17 protein-coding genes and 6 tRNA genes are annotated in these 14,909 nt (G+C 70.8%); 13 read left to right on the forward strand and 10 right to left on the reverse strand.

Annotated elements, in window-relative coordinates; translation table 11 throughout:
- Positions 1 to 240 precede the first annotated feature (240 nt).
- A complete protein-coding gene (gene cobA / locus ACGFSB_RS12775; RefSeq protein WP_393397738.1) occupies positions 241 to 1,473 on the forward strand; it encodes a uroporphyrinogen-III C-methyltransferase in 1,233 nt (410 codons plus the stop codon).
- 85 nt (positions 1,474 to 1,558) lie between these two features.
- Positions 1,559 to 2,377 carry a TrmH family RNA methyltransferase gene (locus ACGFSB_RS12780; RefSeq protein WP_393397740.1) on the forward strand — a complete coding sequence of 273 codons (819 nt, stop codon included), beginning with the start codon at positions 1,559 to 1,561 and terminating at the stop codon, positions 2,375 to 2,377.
- Here the strand turns inward: ACGFSB_RS12780 and ACGFSB_RS12785 are convergent.
- A complete protein-coding gene (locus ACGFSB_RS12785; protein WP_393397742.1) occupies positions 2,368 to 3,693 on the reverse strand; it encodes a serine/threonine-protein kinase in 1,326 nt (441 codons plus the stop codon). The two genes, ACGFSB_RS12780 and ACGFSB_RS12785, sit on opposite strands and share 10 nt — an antisense overlap.
- Positions 3,694 to 3,888: 195 nt before the next feature.
- Between ACGFSB_RS12785 and ACGFSB_RS12790 the strand changes: the two genes are divergently transcribed.
- From ACGFSB_RS12790 to ACGFSB_RS12805, 4 genes are all read left to right on the forward strand, one after another.
- Positions 3,889 to 4,155: a hypothetical protein gene (locus ACGFSB_RS12790; RefSeq protein ID WP_363210965.1), complete on the forward strand. Its 267-nt coding sequence runs from the start codon at positions 3,889 to 3,891 to the stop codon at positions 4,153 to 4,155.
- 197 nt (positions 4,156 to 4,352) lie between these two features.
- Positions 4,353 to 4,559 (forward strand): hypothetical protein, encoded by a 207-nt coding sequence (locus ACGFSB_RS12795; RefSeq protein ID WP_160503827.1) that lies wholly within the window; start codon positions 4,353 to 4,355, stop codon positions 4,557 to 4,559.
- 275 nt (positions 4,560 to 4,834) lie between these two features.
- Positions 4,835 to 5,767: an aminoglycoside phosphotransferase family protein gene (locus ACGFSB_RS12800; RefSeq protein ID WP_393397745.1), complete on the forward strand. Its 933-nt coding sequence runs from the start codon at positions 4,835 to 4,837 to the stop codon at positions 5,765 to 5,767.
- A 69-nt stretch (positions 5,768 to 5,836) separates the two neighbouring features.
- Positions 5,837 to 6,151 (forward strand): zf-TFIIB domain-containing protein, encoded by a 315-nt coding sequence (locus ACGFSB_RS12805; RefSeq protein ID WP_393397747.1) that lies wholly within the window; start codon positions 5,837 to 5,839, stop codon positions 6,149 to 6,151.
- A gap of 54 nt (positions 6,152 to 6,205) precedes the next feature.
- Here the strand turns inward: ACGFSB_RS12805 and ACGFSB_RS12810 are convergent.
- The 5 genes from ACGFSB_RS12810 to ACGFSB_RS12830 form a co-directional block, all read right to left on the reverse strand.
- A tRNA-Val gene (locus tag ACGFSB_RS12810) sits at positions 6,206 to 6,280 on the reverse strand.
- 44 nt (positions 6,281 to 6,324) lie between these two features.
- Positions 6,325 to 6,396: transfer RNA gene (locus ACGFSB_RS12815), tRNA-Val, on the reverse strand.
- 37 nt (positions 6,397 to 6,433) lie between these two features.
- Positions 6,434 to 6,505: transfer RNA gene (locus ACGFSB_RS12820), tRNA-Val, on the reverse strand.
- Between the two features lies 1 nt (position 6,506).
- A tRNA-Cys gene (locus ACGFSB_RS12825) sits at positions 6,507 to 6,580 on the reverse strand.
- Positions 6,581 to 6,619: 39 nt separating this feature from the next.
- Positions 6,620 to 6,692: transfer RNA gene (locus tag ACGFSB_RS12830), tRNA-Gly, on the reverse strand.
- Between the two features lie 199 nt (positions 6,693 to 6,891).
- Here ACGFSB_RS12830 and ACGFSB_RS12835 point away from each other — a divergent pair.
- The 3 genes from ACGFSB_RS12835 to ACGFSB_RS12845 all read left to right on the forward strand — a co-directional run bounded on the left by ACGFSB_RS12835 (position 6,892) and on the right by ACGFSB_RS12845 (position 9,634).
- Positions 6,892 to 7,917 (forward strand): chorismate-binding protein, encoded by a 1,026-nt coding sequence (locus tag ACGFSB_RS12835; protein WP_393398072.1) that lies wholly within the window; start codon positions 6,892 to 6,894, stop codon positions 7,915 to 7,917.
- Positions 7,914 to 8,735 (forward strand): aminotransferase class IV, encoded by an 822-nt coding sequence (locus ACGFSB_RS12840; RefSeq protein ID WP_393397749.1) that lies wholly within the window; start codon positions 7,914 to 7,916, stop codon positions 8,733 to 8,735. Before ACGFSB_RS12835 ends, ACGFSB_RS12840 begins: the two co-directional genes overlap by 4 nt.
- 74 nt (positions 8,736 to 8,809) lie before the next feature.
- Entirely contained in the window at positions 8,810 to 9,634 is an 825-nt protein-coding gene (locus ACGFSB_RS12845) for a GNAT family N-acetyltransferase (RefSeq protein ID WP_393397751.1), read from the forward strand.
- Here the strand turns inward: ACGFSB_RS12845 and ACGFSB_RS12850 are convergent.
- Positions 9,631 to 10,164, reverse strand: coding sequence for a DsbA family protein (locus ACGFSB_RS12850; RefSeq protein WP_393397753.1), 534 nt, complete (start codon positions 10,162 to 10,164; stop codon positions 9,631 to 9,633). The two genes, ACGFSB_RS12845 and ACGFSB_RS12850, sit on opposite strands and share 4 nt — an antisense overlap.
- Before the next feature lie 204 nt (positions 10,165 to 10,368).
- Here ACGFSB_RS12850 and ACGFSB_RS12855 point away from each other — a divergent pair, with 204 nt between their 5' ends.
- Entirely contained in the window at positions 10,369 to 10,812 is a 444-nt protein-coding gene (locus ACGFSB_RS12855) for a hypothetical protein (protein WP_393397755.1), read from the forward strand.
- A gap of 28 nt (positions 10,813 to 10,840) precedes the next feature.
- Here the strand turns inward: ACGFSB_RS12855 and ACGFSB_RS12860 are convergent, their stop codons facing one another.
- On the reverse strand, positions 10,841 to 12,394 hold the full coding sequence (locus tag ACGFSB_RS12860; RefSeq protein WP_393397757.1) for a DUF4874 domain-containing protein: 1,554 nt from the start codon (positions 12,392 to 12,394) through the stop codon (positions 10,841 to 10,843).
- Positions 12,395 to 12,594: 200 nt separating this feature from the next.
- Here ACGFSB_RS12860 and ACGFSB_RS12865 point away from each other — a divergent pair, with 200 nt between their 5' ends.
- Positions 12,595 to 12,774, forward strand: coding sequence for a hypothetical protein (locus ACGFSB_RS12865; protein ID WP_393397759.1), 180 nt, complete (start codon positions 12,595 to 12,597; stop codon positions 12,772 to 12,774).
- Between the two features lie 42 nt (positions 12,775 to 12,816).
- On the opposite strand, the gene ACGFSB_RS12870 is transcribed toward ACGFSB_RS12865, so the two are convergent.
- Positions 12,817 to 13,398: a CGNR zinc finger domain-containing protein gene (locus tag ACGFSB_RS12870; RefSeq protein WP_393397761.1), complete on the reverse strand. Its 582-nt coding sequence runs from the start codon at positions 13,396 to 13,398 to the stop codon at positions 12,817 to 12,819.
- 230 nt (positions 13,399 to 13,628) lie between these two features.
- Positions 13,629 to 14,042 (reverse strand): SsgA family sporulation/cell division regulator, encoded by a 414-nt coding sequence (locus ACGFSB_RS12875; protein ID WP_003959770.1) that lies wholly within the window; start codon positions 14,040 to 14,042, stop codon positions 13,629 to 13,631.
- Positions 14,043 to 14,232: 190 nt separating this feature from the next.
- Here ACGFSB_RS12875 and ACGFSB_RS12880 point away from each other — a divergent pair, with 190 nt between their 5' ends.
- Together ACGFSB_RS12880 and ACGFSB_RS12885 are read left to right on the forward strand one after the other, a co-directional pair.
- Positions 14,233 to 14,664 carry a TIGR02611 family protein gene (locus ACGFSB_RS12880; RefSeq protein WP_393397763.1) on the forward strand — a complete coding sequence of 144 codons (432 nt, stop codon included), beginning with the start codon at positions 14,233 to 14,235 and terminating at the stop codon, positions 14,662 to 14,664.
- A gap of 66 nt (positions 14,665 to 14,730) precedes the next feature.
- A tRNA-Val gene (locus ACGFSB_RS12885) sits at positions 14,731 to 14,802 on the forward strand.
- Positions 14,803 to 14,909: the final 107 nt, after the last annotated feature.

Raw genomic sequence — 14,909 nt, forward strand, 5'->3', positions numbered from 1 at the left:
ACACGGGGAGGGCAGGCCTTCCGCAGGCTCTGCCCACCCCGTGAGCCGCCCCGTTTGTGCCCACCCGTTCCGCCTGGGGGTCCCCCCCCCCAGGCCCTTCAGGCACTGGGGGATGGAACAGGTGGGCACAAACGCCCACGGCCCGCAGACGAGTGGGGCCGTAGAGTGAACCCGCACGTCAGCGCCGCTCCACCGCCGCAGCGGCCAGCACAACCCCGCCTCGCGAGGAGCCGCAACGACATGGCAGAAAACCCCGCCTACCCCGTAGGCCTCCGCCTCACCGGCCGACGCGCAGTCGTACTCGGCGGCGGTCAGGTGGCCCAGCGCCGCCTCCCCGCCCTGATCGCGGCAGGCGCCGACATCCTCCTCGTATCGCCGACGGCGACCCCGTCCGTGGAGGCGATGGCGGACTCGGGCGAGATCACCTGGGAGCGCCGCCGCTACGAGCACGGCGACCTCAAGGACGCCTGGTACGCCCTGATCGCCACCAGCGACAGCGAGGCCAACACGGCGGCCTCCGCGGAAGCGGAAGCGCACCGCGTCTGGTGCGTCCGCTCCGACGACGCCGATGCCGCCACCGCCCTGACCCCGGCGACGGGCCGCTCCGAAGGCGTCACGGTCGCCGTCCTGACCACGGACATCCACGGCCGCGACCCCCGCCGCACCGCCGCCATCCGCGACGCGGTCGTCGAGGGCCTGCGCGACGGCACCCTCGTGGCGCCGCACCACCGCACCCGCACCCCCGGCGTCGCCCTCGTCGGCGGCGGCCCCGGCGACCCGGACCTCATCACGGTCCGCGGCCGGCGCCTCCTCGCCGAGGCGGACGTGGTCATCGCCGACCGGCTCGGCCCCCGCGACCTCCTCGACGAACTCCCGCCGCACGTCGAGGTGATCGACGCCGCGAAGATCCCGTACGGCCGCTTCATGGCCCAAGAGGCCATCAACAACGCCCTCATCGAGCACGCGAAGCAGGGCAAGTCGGTCGTACGTCTCAAGGGCGGCGACCCCTTCGTCTTCGGCCGCGGCATGGAAGAGGCCCAGGCACTCGCCGAAGCGGGCATCCCCTGCACGGTCGTCCCCGGCATCTCCAGCTCGATCTCGGTCCCCGGCGCCGCGGGCATCCCCGTCACGCATCGAGGCGTCGCCCACGAGTTCACGGTGGTCAGCGGTCACGTCGCGCCCGACGACGAGCGCTCTCTGGTCGACTGGCCGTCCCTGGCCAAGCTGCGCGGCACCCTCGTCGTCCTGATGGGCGTGGACAAGATCGGCAGGATCGCCGAGACGCTCACCGCCCACGGCCGGTCGCCCGAGACCCCCGTGGCGCTGATCCAGGAGGGCACCACCGCGGCCCAGCGCCGTGTGGACGCCACCCTCTCCACGGTCGCCGCCCAGGTTGCCGCCCACGAGGTGAAGCCCCCGGCGGTCATCGTCATCGGCGACGTGGTGAACGTGGGTCCGCACAGCCCCGCGTAGCCACCCAGAGCCCCCGCGTAACCACCGGTAACCCAACTCGCCCCCAGGCGTTGGCACCACACCCAGGACAAGGCAGTATCACCCTGTGGCTGATCTCATCACCGTTGACGACCCCACCGATCCGCGCCTGCGCGACTACACAGGCCTGACCGACGTCGAACTGCGCCGCAAGCGCGAGCCCGCCGAGGGCCTCTTCATCGCCGAGGGCGAGAAGGTGATCAGACGGGCCAAGCAGGCGGGCTACGAGATGCGCTCGATGCTGCTCTCCGCGAAGTGGGTCGACGTCATGCGGGACGTCATCGACGAGGTCCCGGCCCCCGTGTACGCGGTCAACCCCGACCTGGCCGAGCAGGTCACCGGCTATCACGTGCACCGCGGCGCACTCGCCTCGATGCAGCGCAAGCCGCTGCCGACGTCGGACGAACTCCTCACCACTGCGCGCCGCGTCGTCGTCATGGAGTCGGTCAACGACCACACCAACATCGGCGCGATCTTCCGCAGCGCCGCCGCCCTCGGCATGGACGCGGTCCTGCTCTCACCGGACTGCGCCGACCCGCTCTACCGCCGCTCGGTGAAGGTCTCCATGGGCGCGGTCTTCTCCGTCCCCTACGCCCGCCTCGAATCCTGGCCCAAGGGTCTTGAGGGCGTACGCGAAGCAGGCTTCAACCTCCTCGCGCTCACCCCGGACGAGAAGGCGAAGACCCTGGACGAGGCCGCGCCCCACCGTATGGACCGGGTGGCGCTGATGCTCGGGGCGGAGGGCGACGGCCTCTCCACGCAGGCGCTGGTCGCCGCCGACGAATGGGTCCGTATCCCGATGGCGCACGGCGTCGACTCCCTCAATGTGGGAGCGGCGGCGGCGGTCGCGTTCTACGCGGTGGCGACGGGACGCCCTCAGCTCTGAGAACCCGGCCCGGGGTCCGGCCGCTGGTCCTGCTGCTGTACGCCGGGCACGCCCTGCCCGCCACCGAGCCCGCGCGCGGGCCCCTGGCACCCCTGGGCTGCCGCGATCCCCAGGGCCACCAGCAGCGTGACGACCACGAAGACGAACAGCCGCTGGCGAAGGAGCCGCGGATTGGCGGGACGCCGCTTGCCGCCGGAACGGGTCGTGTTCCTCGACGGCGCGGGGCGCGATCCTGGCCGCGAAGAACTGTTCCCGGCCCGCGAGGAATTCGGCCGCGACGACCCGGTGCGCGATGAACCGGTGCGTGACGACCCGCTGCTCGCCGACCCGGCCCGCGAGGAATTCGGCCGTGACGAGCTGGGACGCGGTGGGGGAGTGCCCTGCGGATGACGCCGCTGGGTGCGCTGGTCCGCGTACTCGGCGGCCATGCGTCCCGTGGGCCTGTCCTGGTCCTGCCGGGGCGCGGGCGGTCTCGTGTCGCCGAGGCCCTGCGCCTCACGGGCCGCGATCTCCTTGAGCCGCAGCGACAGTTGGAGCGTGCTGGGACGTTCCTCCGGGTCCTTGGCGAGGCAGGCCCTGATGAGCGGGGCGAGCGCGTCAGGCACTCCGCCGAGCTGCGCCTCCTCATGGACAACACGGTAGAGCATCACCTCTGAACTGCCGTGCCCGAAGGGCGAGTCCGCCATGCCCGCGTAGGCGAGGGTGGCACCGAGGGCGAACACGTCCGTGGCGGGTGTGACGGCGGCGCCGCGCACCTGCTCGGGCGCGAGGAAGCCGGGGGAGCCGACAGCGGTTCCCACATGGGTCAGCGTCGAGGCGCCGGTGGCCCAGGCGATACCGAAATCAATGATCCGCGGCCCCTTCGGGGACAGCAGAATGTTCGACGGCTTCAGATCGCGGTGTACGACTCCGGCTTCATGTACGGCGACGAGCCCTTCGGCAAGGGCCGAACCCACGACAGCCACATCGGCCGCGGAGAGCGGCCCCTCTCCGACGACCTTGTCGTGCAGGGAGGGCCCGGGGACGTACTGCGTGGCGAACCACGGCCGGTCCGCGTCGAGATCGGCGGCGACGAGCCGCGCGGTACAGCCCCCGCGGATCCGCCGGGCCGCGGAGACCTCGCGCGCGAAGCGCGACCTGAACTCCTCGTCCTCCGCGAGATCGGGCCGGATCACCTTCAGGGCGACGCGCTGCCCCCGCCGGTCCGACCCCAGATAGACGACACCCATGCCGCCGGCACCCAGCCGCCTGTGCAGTCTGAACGAGCCGACGACACGCGGGTCCTCGCGCCGGAGCCGCATCATCGCCATGTCCATCCCCGCTGCCCGGTCCGTTGTCGTGCCACAGCTTACGTTTCCGTGGCCGGGCAGGTGCAGAGGCCGCGCCCTCACGGCCCGACCGATTGTCAGTGCCGGATGGGAAACTTGAAGAGTGGTCAGGGGCTTTGGGGCGAGCGGCCGTTGCGTGCGCCGCGCTGCCCAACCATCCGTCGCTGAAGGGGGATTGATCCCGTGAAGGGTGATCGCGTGGAGATAGTCGTGGACGCCGGGGACACGACGCGGACGTACGAGGTGGTGGCGAGCCGAGCGGGTCGCCGGGTGGAGACAGCGGTCCGCAGGGGAGTGGTGGAAGTGAGCGAAGTCACCCGCAGCGGCTCCGTCGTGCGGACGGCGCGGTTCATGGCGACCCGCGTCCTGGCTCTGGTCGAACAGCCCATCCCCCGGGAGGACACATCCGAGCAGGCCGCCCGCCCCCTCCGGGAAGACCCTGAGACCTAGGCCCCCGTCTCCACCCATGGGAGTACATGACCGACGATCGGTCATCCTCCGGGAGGCCCGGCAATCGATACGAGGGCATGACGACCAGGTCCTCGGATGCACCTAAATTTGAAGTCAAGCGGCGGGTGCCGCACTCGTCCCCCGAGGTCAGACACCCGCCGCTCCACATCTGAACAGACTCGGTCAGGAGAGGAACCATGGCGGACACGGCACCGCGGGCAATGATCCGCACGCAGGGACGTAAGGCCTTCGCCACGTTCGGCGTCCGCCCGTCCGGCACGCGTCACCCCTTGGTGGCGACGGCCATGGTTCTTCCTCTGGCGGCCCTGCTCGTAGTCGTCTTCGGCGGCTGGGAAGCGGTGGTCACACAGGCGTCGTCCGTGGGCGTGATGTTGGGGCGCTGAGCGGCGCCCCAGGCCCGGATGAGCGGTCCGGGCGGGGACATCCGGCCAGGAAACCCCGTGGGGACGGGGGTGCGGCGGACGGCAATGAGAAATGCCCGCGCAGCTGGGGAGCTGCGCGGGCCTTTCTTTGCGCCTGAACCGGCGCCGCTCTCGCGTAGGTGGCTGATCGCCGTTGGGGTTGCGCAATTGATGGTTGCGGACACCAGGCCCCCGGTAGTACCCGCTGCCAGTGCGTACCCTCTCGGGAAGACCCGTCGACGTACCCCGAGGGACTTGTGACCGCACTGCTGCCCGCCCTCACCGCCAAGGCCCGCCACGCGGCTCACCGCACCCCGTGCGCCTGCGCCCCCGAGGCGGTTCTCGCGGACCGGGACGACGCCACGGTCATCCGCCACGGCGACACCGTCGCCAAGGCCCACGCCCCCGGCACGGACCCGGTCGAGCTCGCGGCACGCCTGAAGGTGGCCGCCGCACTCCACGGCACCCTCCTCCCCCCGCTCAGTGAGGCAGCGATGCCGCTCCACGGCCGCCTGGTCACCCTCTGGAGGGCCGGTACCCCGGTCGACCGCGACGACCCCGACGCGGCCCCCTGGGAGGCCGTAGCCACCCTCCTCGCACGGCTGCACGCCACGCCGGCGGCCGAACTCCCGCACTCGCTCCCGGACATGCGGGGCCCGGCCAAGGCCGCCCTGGCGATGGCGCGGATGCGGGCGGCGGGCCCGCACTCCGCGGCCGCCCCCGTCGAGCGCGCCTGGGCCACGCTGCCCGCCTGGGCCCGAGCCGAGGCCCCCGCACCGCTCCCGGGGCTCCTGTGCCACGGAGACCTGCACCTGGGCCAGCTGGTGCGCACCCCCGAAGGGCGCTGGCTGCTCATCGACGTCGACGACCTCGGCCTCGGCGACCCGGCCTGGGACCTGGCCCGCCCCGCGGCCTGGTACGCCTGCGGTCTCCTCGCCCCCGACGAGTGGACCCGCTTCCTCACCGCCTACCGCGCGGCACGCGGCCCCGCGGTACCGGCCGACGGCGCCGACCCGTGGCCCGCCCTCGACGCACCGGCCCGCGCGCTCACCGCGCAGACCGCCGCTCTGGCCATCGTGAAGTCCCTCAAGGAGGACAGGCCTCTCGACGAGATCGAGCTGGCCGTCGTCGACGCATGTGATCGCATGGCCGCCCTCCCGCCGGAGTTGGCGCCCACCGTCACGAAGTAGGCTGCAACGCACCGAAGCCGGGCAGAGATCCGGCGAAACAGTCACGACCGGCGAGGAGTTGAGCCGACCATGCAGTGTCCCAAGTGCCATGCACCGATGCACACGTACAACCGCAATGGCGTCCAGATCGAGCAGTGCAGTGGTTGCCGCGGGATATTCCTCGACTACGGCGAGCTCGAGGCCCTGAGCCGGGTCGAGTCCCAGTGGGGCGGCCAGGGCGGCCAGCAGGTCCCGCCGCCACCGCCCGCCCCACAGGCGTACCCGGCCGCTCCCGCCCCGCAGTGGGGCGCTCCCCAGCACGGCGGCCACCACGGCGGTCACGGTGGGCACTACGGCCACGACAGGCGCCACAAGAGCTTCGGGCACATGCTCTTCTCCTCCTGACGGGAGGAACGACGAAGCCCCCGGCCGTGGGAACGGCCGGGGGCTTCGTACGGATGGTGCGCGATACTGGGATTGAACCAGTGACCTCTTCCGTGTCAGGGAAGCGCTCTCCCGCTGAGCTAATCGCGCGGGTCAATTGCGTGTGCTGCGTACTGCGTGTGATGACTACTGCGTGCGCGATACTGGGATTGAACCAGTGACCTCTTCCGTGTCAGGGAAGCGCTCTCCCGCTGAGCTAATCGCGCGGGGATCCTTGCGGACCAGACCTTCAGTTGTGCTGCGTGCGCGATACTGGGATTGAACCAGTGACCTCTTCCGTGTCAGGGAAGCGCTCTCCCGCTGAGCTAATCGCGCTTGGAGGTGGAGACGGGATTTGAACCCGTGTAGACGGCTTTGCAGGCCGTTGCCTCGCCTCTCGGCCACTCCACCAGGAGTGCGGGGGGTCGGGAAGATCCCCCACTTCCTGCGAGCGGACGACCAGGTTCGAACTGGCGACCTCAACCTTGGCAAGGTTGCGCTCTACCAACTGAGCTACGTCCGCTTGTCTTTCCCGGCCCGCTTGCGCGTCCCGGCGACGTGTTGAACTCTAGCGGATTCCTGGGCCAGTACAAAAACGCGTTTGCGCAGCGTGCTGCGCTGTCACCGGCCCGGGGCGCGCCCAGGACGCCGGTCATAGACTCGCAGACGTGCACAGCGCCCCTCAGACACCCTCACGACCGCCCTCCGTGCCGCCCCTGCCCATGGCGCGCTTCGGCGGCCTGCTCGCGACCGGCCTCAGGGACGTGACCAGCGATCCTTCGGCCCTGGACGCGGGCGGATTCTGGGCGGTCGCAGCGAGCTTCGACGGTGGTCTCGTCTGCGCCCGCTTCGACGACGTACGCGCGGAGCCGGTGCCCGCTCCGGTGCCGGGGGCGTGGCGGGGTCCCGCCGCCGGTGACTGGACGTCGTCGCTCGACCGCGCCGCGTACATGGACGGCGTACGGCGTGTGCGCGAACACATCGCGGCGGGCGATGTCTATCAGACGAATCTCTGCCGCGTCCTGTCGGCGCCGGTCCCGGACGGCGCCGACGTCGACGCCCTGACCGCGCTCCTCGCGCGCGGGAACCCCGCTCCGTACGCCGGCACGATCCGCGTCCCCGGACACGGCGTCGAGATAGCCACGGCCTCGCCCGAACTGTTCCTGCGCCGCGCGGGCCGCGTCGTGGAGTCGGGGCCGATCAAGGGCACGGGCCGCACCGAGGCGGACCTTCTTGAGAAGGACTACGCCGAGAACGTGATGATCGTCGACCTCGTCCGCAACGACCTCGGGCGGATCTGCGAGACCGGTTCCGTGACCGTGCCCGACCTCTGCGTGGTCGAGAAGCACCCCGGGCTCGTCCATCTCGTCTCCACCGTTCGCGGCGAGCTCCGCCCGGACGCGGGCTGGCCCGAGCTTCTCGACGCCACCTTTCCGCCCGGTTCCGTCACGGGCGCCCCCAAGTCCAGCGCCCTGCGCATCATCGACGCCCTGGAGACCGCGCCCCGCGGGCCGTACTGCGGCGGCATCGGCTGGGTCGACGCCGACCGGGGCACCGGTGAACTGGCCGTCGGCATCCGCACCTTCTGGATCGACCGCGCGGAGGGCGTGCTGCGCTTCGGCACCGGCGCGGGCATCACCTGGGGCTCGGACCCCGAGGGGGAGTGGCGGGAGACCGAGCTGAAGGCGGAAAGGCTGCTGGCGGTAGCGTCGGGAGCGTACGAAGTGAGTGGAGGGACCCCTTGGTGAAGATCTGGCTCAATGGCGGGCTGCAGGACCTCGATACCGCCCGCGTCTCCGTGTTCGACCACGGACTGACCGTGGGCGACGGAATCTTCGAGACGGTGAAGTCGGTCGAGGGGCGGACCTTCGCGCTGACCCGGCACCTGGACCGGCTCGCCCGCTCGGCGCGGGGTCTCGGCCTGCCCGAGCCGGACCTGGACGAGGTGCGCGCCGCCTGCGCCGCCGTCATCGACGCCAACCCGATGCCCCTGGGACGGCTGCGCATCACGTACACCGGAGGTCTCTCGCCGCTCGGCTCGGACCGTGGTGACCAGGGCCAGACGCTGGTTGTCGCCCTCGGCGATGCCGACAGGCGCCCCGACACGACCGCCGTGATCACGGTCCCCTGGACGCGCAACGAACGCGGCGCTCTGACCGGCCTGAAGACCACGTCATACGCCGAAAACGTCGTCGCCCTTGCGCGCGCCCACGAACAGGGCGCTTCGGAGGCGCTGTTCGCCAACACCGTGGGGCAGCTGTGCGAAGGCACCGGATCGAATGTCTTCGTCGTGCTCGACGGCGAGATCCACACGCCGCCGGTCGCCTCCGGGTGCCTGGCGGGCATCACGCGCGCGCTGGCCGTCGACTGGACGGGCGCGCGGGAGACCGATCTGCCGCTCGACGTCCTCGATCGCGCCGACGAGGTGTTCCTGACGTCGACACTCCGTGACGTACAGGCCGTGCGCCGGATCGACGGCCGCGAACTGCCGGGGACCCCGGGCCCGGTCACCGCCAAGGCGATGAGGATCTTCGACGAGCGTGCGGCGGACGACCTCGACCCGTGATCGCCGGGCAAGAGACCTCGATCCGCGCGTATTCCCGATGACGTACGAGCCGCAGGGCGGGTAGAACACCACTGATGACCACGACCCTGCGGCCGACCGGGCCGCTCAAGAAGAGCGCTGACGGCGCGAAGTCACGCACCTACGAAGTGTGTGTCAACAGCCGTCCTGTAGGCGGGATAGAACTCGCCACGCACGCCGTGTTCGGCCCCGCCGTCGCCCAGATCCGGGACCTGCGCGTCAAAGACACCGACCGCAGGCGCGGGCGTGCCACCGTCGCCGTGCTCGCCGCCGAGGAAGTGGTGCGCGGCTGGGGCTGCAAGCGGATCGAGGTGGCCGTGCCCGCCGAGGCCGAGGCCGCCCACCGTCTCGCCACGTCCCTCGGCTATGTCGAGCGCAACCGTCAGATGGCCAAGCCCCTGACCGTCGACCCTCCCGCGCTGCCCGAGGGCGTGGCGGGGCGGCCGATGAGCGAGGACGAGTACGAGGTGTGGCTGGCGCACGAGACGGAGGTCTATGCACAGACCTGGATCGAGCGCGGCGTCCCTGAGGCTGAGGCCCGTGCAAAGTCCGAGGCCGACCACGCCGACCACCTGGCGCAAGGCCTTGCCACGCCCGGCGTCCTGCTGAGCGCGCTCACCCATGAGGGCGTGAAGGTCGGCACTCTCTGGCTGGCGCTGCGCGACGACGACGCGTTCGTCTTCGACGTCGAGGTCGAAGAGGAGCACCGCGGGCGCGGCCACGGCCGTTCCCTGATGCTCCTCGCGGAGGCCCAGGCCCGCGAGGCGGGCAGAACCCGCATCGGCCTCAACGTCTTCGCGGGCAACACTCCGGCACTGCGCCTGTACGAGTCCCTCGGCTACGAGCCGCTCACGTACTACGTCTACAAGGACCTGCTCTAGAGGCCGGCGGCGAGCAGCCGGTCTGCGATCTCCTCGACGCGCTCGCGCAGGCCGTCCTGGCTCTTGCCGCCGTCGAGGCGCTCGTCCCCGATGACGTACGTCGGTGTCCCGGTGACGCCGATCGCCTTGCCCTCGGCCTGGTCGGCGTCGACGATCAGCATGTGCCGGCCGTCGACCAGGGCGGTGTCGAATTCCTCGGCGTCCAGGCCCAGTTCACGGGCCGCCGCGACCAGGAAGGGTTCGCCGTCGCGGGCCAGCTGCTCGACCTTGCCGAGCACGGCCTCGACGTACGGCCAGCCCTGCCCCTGCTCGAAGGCCTCCTCGGCGGCCTGGGCGGCGGCGAAGGAGTGCTTGTGCTTCTCCAGGGGGAAGTGCCGCAGGCGCAGGTCGACGCGGTCGCCGTAGCGGGCACGCAGCGCGCGTACGTCGTCCAGGGCGGTCCGGCAGTCCGGGCACTCCAGCTCGCACCAGATGTCGATGACGAGGGGGCCTGCGGGGGCGGTGGAGCCGGCGGGGGCAGAGTCGCTCATGGGCACAGTCTTCCAGCCCCGTGTCCGCCCTCCCAACCGGGACCGCGGGCGCCGACCGGAAACCGCCGACCGGAACCTGGGGAGGAGGCCCGACCCTGATATGTCCCTGAAGTCGGCTCGGGGCGTGGCCTGTGGGCCCCCACCCGGTGCAGGATGGAGGGGACGACAGTGTCACCGTCAACGCCCGCACGCCTGGAGGACCAGATGATTGCCGAGACCGTCTGTGCCGCCGTATCCGCGGCCGGCCTCGGTATTGCCGCCATCACGGCGTACCGCAAGCGCTTCCTCGCGGCGACGCGCCTCGCCGCCTATTCGCTGGTCCCGGTCGGCCTGGTGATGACAGGCGTCGTCGGCTGGGCCGCCGACACCGCCTTCAGCATGAAGGCATGGGCGGGCTTCGGCGTCCTCGGCGCCGCCTGGCTGCTCTTCATGACGACCCGTGCCGTGGAGCGCCGCTCCGGCGGCACCCGCAAGGAGCGCAAGGCGGCGAAGGCCGCCCAGCGCGAAGCGGTGGCCCCCGCGGCGTCCGCGCCCTCCCTGGGCCAGGGTTCGCGCCCGGCCGCCCAGCCGGCGGCCAAGCCGAAGGCGGCCGCGCCCAAGGAGGACTTCAGCGACATCGAGGCCATCCTGAAGAAGCACGGCATCTGATACCGCAGGGGGCCGGACGGAGGGCCGACTAGCCGCCGAGGCGCACCTTCGCGACGACGTTCACGCCGTCGACCCACTCCACAGAGCCGTTCGCGCACCGAACCGCGGCCCCTCTGCCGGGGAACGCGGGGTCGGGCAGGGCGAGCCCCACGCGATGCGGGCCACGCGCCCCGGCGGGCACGGCGAGCTCTCCGTGTACGGTCGCGGGGGCAGGGCCCGAGTGATCGCCACCGGTCTCCGCACGCCCCTGCGGCAGCCATTCGCGCCAGTCCGCCCCGGTCTCCGCCGAGGCCACCGTCCGCCCGTCCGCGTCCAGGAGCACGAGCCGGACGGGACGCGGATGCTTCGGCGCGGCGAAGCCGCGGTTGACCACGTCGACCTGCACGGAGAGGCGGCCCGGCCGCGCGGCGGACAGGTCGTGGCGCGCCTCGCGCACCTCGATCCGGTAGCCGAGGTGATCCCGCAGATACTCGAACTGCGTGCGCGCCACGGGCCGCCCGTCACGCCCCCGGAAGTAGCCGTCCGAGACCGGAAGCAGCGCGTCCGTCGTCTGCCGCTCGGTCAGCTCCGCCGCTTTCCAGGCCGGGACGGTCACCGTGGCGTTGTGCACCAGGGAGAGGCTGTCGAACCGGAGCGTCTGCAGCCGCCGCGCGGCGGCCACTCCGGGGATGACGGTGCTCCACGCGTACGGATCGGCGCTCTGCCCCTTGTCCCACGGCATCTCCCCGTCCACCATCCGCGTCCGCGATACGTCGAGATAGCTGGGCCAGCCCGGGTTGTCGGGGACGTAGTAGTCCCACTCGCCCTCGCCGAGCGTCACGTAGTCGTTGTGGAAGCCGACCCGGTCCAGGATCGCCCGATTGGTGATCATGTCGCGCTTCTCGGCGTAGCGGACCTGGGTCTGCATCCCCGGCGGCAGCGCCTCGACGAGGCTCGTCATGATGGCGGTGACGGCGTCCGGATAGGTCTCGTGGGCGTAATGACTCCCGTGCCACTCGCCCCAGGTGCCGAGGAACCCGGCCTGCCACACGGCGACCACATCGCTGTTCCGTGTGACGAGCGGCGCGAGCTGGCCGATGTGCCGCTGGATGTCCTGCACGGTGTAGCGGCGGTTCTCACGCACGCCGTCGTCGTACACGAAACGCAGGACCGCCGCGTACCCCTTGCGTCGGAGCCCGCGGAAGACGCTCTCGATGTTGTCGAGCGCGCCCTGCGGGATCGTGGAGGTCGCGTAGTCCCAGAGGTAGAAGTAGAGCTGGGTCAGGTTCGCGCCGGGGCCGTACTCGCGCTCCAGGAGGTCGAGCGTCCGCGCGGCGTCGGGGGAGTGGTCCTGCTCGTTCGGCCAGGGGCTCGTCAGGTCGACGGCGTTGTACGACATCTCGTAGCGGAACCCGCGGCGGGGATTGGCCAAGGGGGAGCGGCCCGCCGGGTCGTCGGGGCGGATGCCGCGATGGGGGACCCGTTGCCACGCGGCGGACGCGCGGGGTGCGGCGGACACGGCGGATGGGGTGGAGAGCGGCACCAGCGTGGCCGCGGCCGTGCCGAGCGCGGTGGTCAACAACCGTCTGCGTTCGATGGGCATGAGCGGCGGCTCCCTCGTTCGTGTGGATTCTGCTGCCGCTGAGTTTGACGAGGGGCCGCACTGACGAGCCATGGACGGAACGCGCCGGACGCTGGACTTTTCAAGGTCAACGATCAAGGTCACGGAATCCAGCGAACTCCCGCGCCTTCTTGGCGTGTTGGTCAGCGGCACCCCCGGGACTGCGTCATCATCGCCGCGAGATGCTGGACACCGCACAGGGCGATGCCGCCCCGCCGACCGAGCCGACCGATGAGCGAGCCGCGACCGATGAGCCGCAGGGCTGTCTGTTCGCGCTCTCCCAGCCACCCCTGATGATCTTCCTGGCGGTGATCGGCTGCCTGCTCCTGATGGGTTCGCTGCACGATCTGCTGAGGCTCTAGGGGGCCGGCGCCACAGGGCTCCAGGGGCCCGCGGCCGGGACCTCAGCCCGCCGCTTCCTTGCGCCGGGCCCGGTAGGCGGCGACGTGCAGCCGGTTTCCGCAGGTGCGGCTGTCGCAGTAGCGGCGTGAGCGATTGCGGGAGAGGTCGACGAAGGCGCGCCGGCAGTCCGGCGCCTCGCAGCGCCGCAGCCGCTCCTGCTCACCGGCGACCACGAAGAACGCCAGCGCCATCCCGCAGTCCGCGGCCAGGTGGTCGGCGATGGACGCGCCGGGCGCGAAGTAGTGCACGTGCCAGTCGTAGCCGTCGTGATCGGTGAGCCGGGGCGTGGTGCCTGCCGCCGCGATCAGTTCGTTGATCACCGCCGCTGCGGCCTGTGGCTCGGGGGCCGCGAAGACCTCGTGGAAGCGGCTCCGGATGTGCCGCACGCCGGCCAGGTCACGCTCCGAGAGCACCCCGACGTCACTTATGTCATGGCTTCGTACGAATTCGCCCAGAGCTGCTAGGTCCGCGAGCCCTTCCGTCTCGGTGCCATCGGCGCTCGTGGCGCTCTCGGTGTCTGGTGCGGTGTTCACCAGATCGACCACGGCGTCGAGCGCGCACCGGGTGTCGTGGGTGATCAGCACGATTTGCTCCCTGGCCTGGGGGTAGTGGGGCCTTCCCCGCTCAGGGAGAGCTGGGGGAAGGGTGCCCGCCGATGCTGGCCGATGCTAGCGGCTCCACGACACGACGCACCGGCGCCGTCCCCGCGGGTATCCGCGGCGACGGCGCCGGTGTCTGCCCTATGCGGTTGTTGTGCATGCCCGTGCCGTCGCCCCGAGTCGGACGGCGCCGGGCGCTCTCGCGCTGCCTGGAGCTAACTTTCGGCCAGGATGTGCGAGAGCTCCGTATCCAGATCGAAGTGGCGGTGTTCCGTACCGGGAGGCACGGCCGCGTCGGTTCGCTTCAGGAACGATTCCAGGGCCCGCGCCGGGGCCTCGAGCAGAGCCTCACCCTCGGGGGAACTCAGGGCGATGCAGACAACGCCTTGACCGTGGCTCCGGGACGGCCAGACTCGGACGTCGCCGGTTCCGGTGGGCCGGTGCAGGCCCTCGGCGAGGAGGTCGCGGGCGAACACCCACTCGACGGTTTCCTCGGCTCCGGTGTGGAAGGTGGCGTGCACGGCATAGGGATCGGCCGTGTCATACCGCAGTCCTGCGGGTACAGGCAGTGAGGACTCGCTCGACACAACGAGGCGCAGGTGCAGCTCGCAGCTGACCGTGGTGTTCATAAGCGCCAGGGCCTTTCGCTCAGTGTGCGCTCGGGGATTCGCACGTCGGCGAAATCGACATGCCACCTACGGTGCCGTTGTAAACCCCTCTGAGGGTTATGGGTGTCTTTAGGTAGCTCGTACGGCGGGTTGTTTGTTCGGTCGTACAGCCATTCCGGTGACGGGTTTCCGTCCGGTAGGGTTTGGCCGTATGAATACGGGGAGTAACGAGCCGGAGGTCGCCGAAACGGCCACCGGCGCGAAGGACGAACAGCCGCTCGGTTCGCGTGCGCCGGAGTACGTCCAGGCGCGTAGGGTGCTGCACCTCAGCTGGCAGGTGGGCGTGTTCATCGTCGGCCTCGCGGTGGTTGCCGCGGGCATCGTCATGCTGCCGCTGCCCGGCCCCGGCTGGCTGGTGATCTTCGGCGGAATGGCGATCTGGGCGACCGAGTTCGTCTGGGCTCAGCTGGTCCTTCGCTGGACGAAGCGGAAGGTCACCGAGGCTGCGCAGCGTGCGCTCGACCCCGAGGTGCGCCGCCGGAACATCATCCTGACGACCATCGGCCTGGTGATCATCGCCGTCCTCGTCGGGATCTACGTCTGGAAGTTCGGCATGGAGATGCCGTGGAAGATCAAGGAGTGACCCACGGGTGACTCCAAGGCGGTCGGAGGCACCCGCTGACATGCGGTAATGTTCTCCGTGCGCCCGGGGCGATTAGCTCAGTGGGAGAGCGCTTCGTTCACACCGAAGAGGTCACTGGTTCGAACCCAGTATCGCCCACCCCGGAACTGCGGCCCGGAGGCTTAAAAGCCTCCGGGCCGCAGTTGTATTCACTCTGTTTCCCTTGTGCCACAAGGGAATTGATGCACCGTCGGATGTGGCTTCGG

Origin of the sequence: Streptomyces sp. NPDC048441, from assembly GCF_043200235.1 — a bacterium.
GTDB lineage: Bacteria > Actinomycetota > Actinomycetes > Streptomycetales > Streptomycetaceae > Streptomyces.

Excerpts from the sequence above, each read along its gene's own strand:
- ACGFSB_RS12865 (WP_393397759.1), top strand. The coding sequence starts at position 12,595 with ATGCTGGACACCGCACAGGGCGATGCCGCCCCGCCGACCGAGCCGACC.
- ACGFSB_RS12795 (WP_160503827.1), top strand. The coding sequence starts at position 4,353 with ATGGCGGACACGGCACCGCGGGCAATGATCCGCACGCAGGGACGTAAG.
- ACGFSB_RS12855 (WP_393397755.1), top strand. The coding sequence starts at position 10,369 with ATGATTGCCGAGACCGTCTGTGCCGCCGTATCCGCGGCCGGCCTCGGT.
- ACGFSB_RS12785 (WP_393397742.1), bottom strand. The coding sequence starts at position 3,693 with ATGGACATGGCGATGATGCGGCTCCGGCGCGAGGACCCGCGTGTCGTC.
- ACGFSB_RS12835 (WP_393398072.1), top strand. The coding sequence starts at position 6,892 with ATGGCGCGCTTCGGCGGCCTGCTCGCGACCGGCCTCAGGGACGTGACC.
- cobA (WP_393397738.1), top strand. The coding sequence starts at position 241 with ATGGCAGAAAACCCCGCCTACCCCGTAGGCCTCCGCCTCACCGGCCGA.
- ACGFSB_RS12860 (WP_393397757.1), bottom strand. The coding sequence starts at position 12,394 with ATGCCCATCGAACGCAGACGGTTGTTGACCACCGCGCTCGGCACGGCC.
- ACGFSB_RS12805 (WP_393397747.1), top strand. The coding sequence starts at position 5,837 with ATGCAGTGTCCCAAGTGCCATGCACCGATGCACACGTACAACCGCAAT.
- ACGFSB_RS12845 (WP_393397751.1), top strand. The coding sequence starts at position 8,810 with ATGACCACGACCCTGCGGCCGACCGGGCCGCTCAAGAAGAGCGCTGAC.
- ACGFSB_RS12875 (WP_003959770.1), bottom strand. The coding sequence starts at position 14,042 with ATGAACACCACGGTCAGCTGCGAGCTGCACCTGCGCCTCGTTGTGTCG.
- ACGFSB_RS12850 (WP_393397753.1), bottom strand. The coding sequence starts at position 10,164 with ATGAGCGACTCTGCCCCCGCCGGCTCCACCGCCCCCGCAGGCCCCCTC.
- ACGFSB_RS12880 (WP_393397763.1), top strand. The coding sequence starts at position 14,233 with ATGAATACGGGGAGTAACGAGCCGGAGGTCGCCGAAACGGCCACCGGC.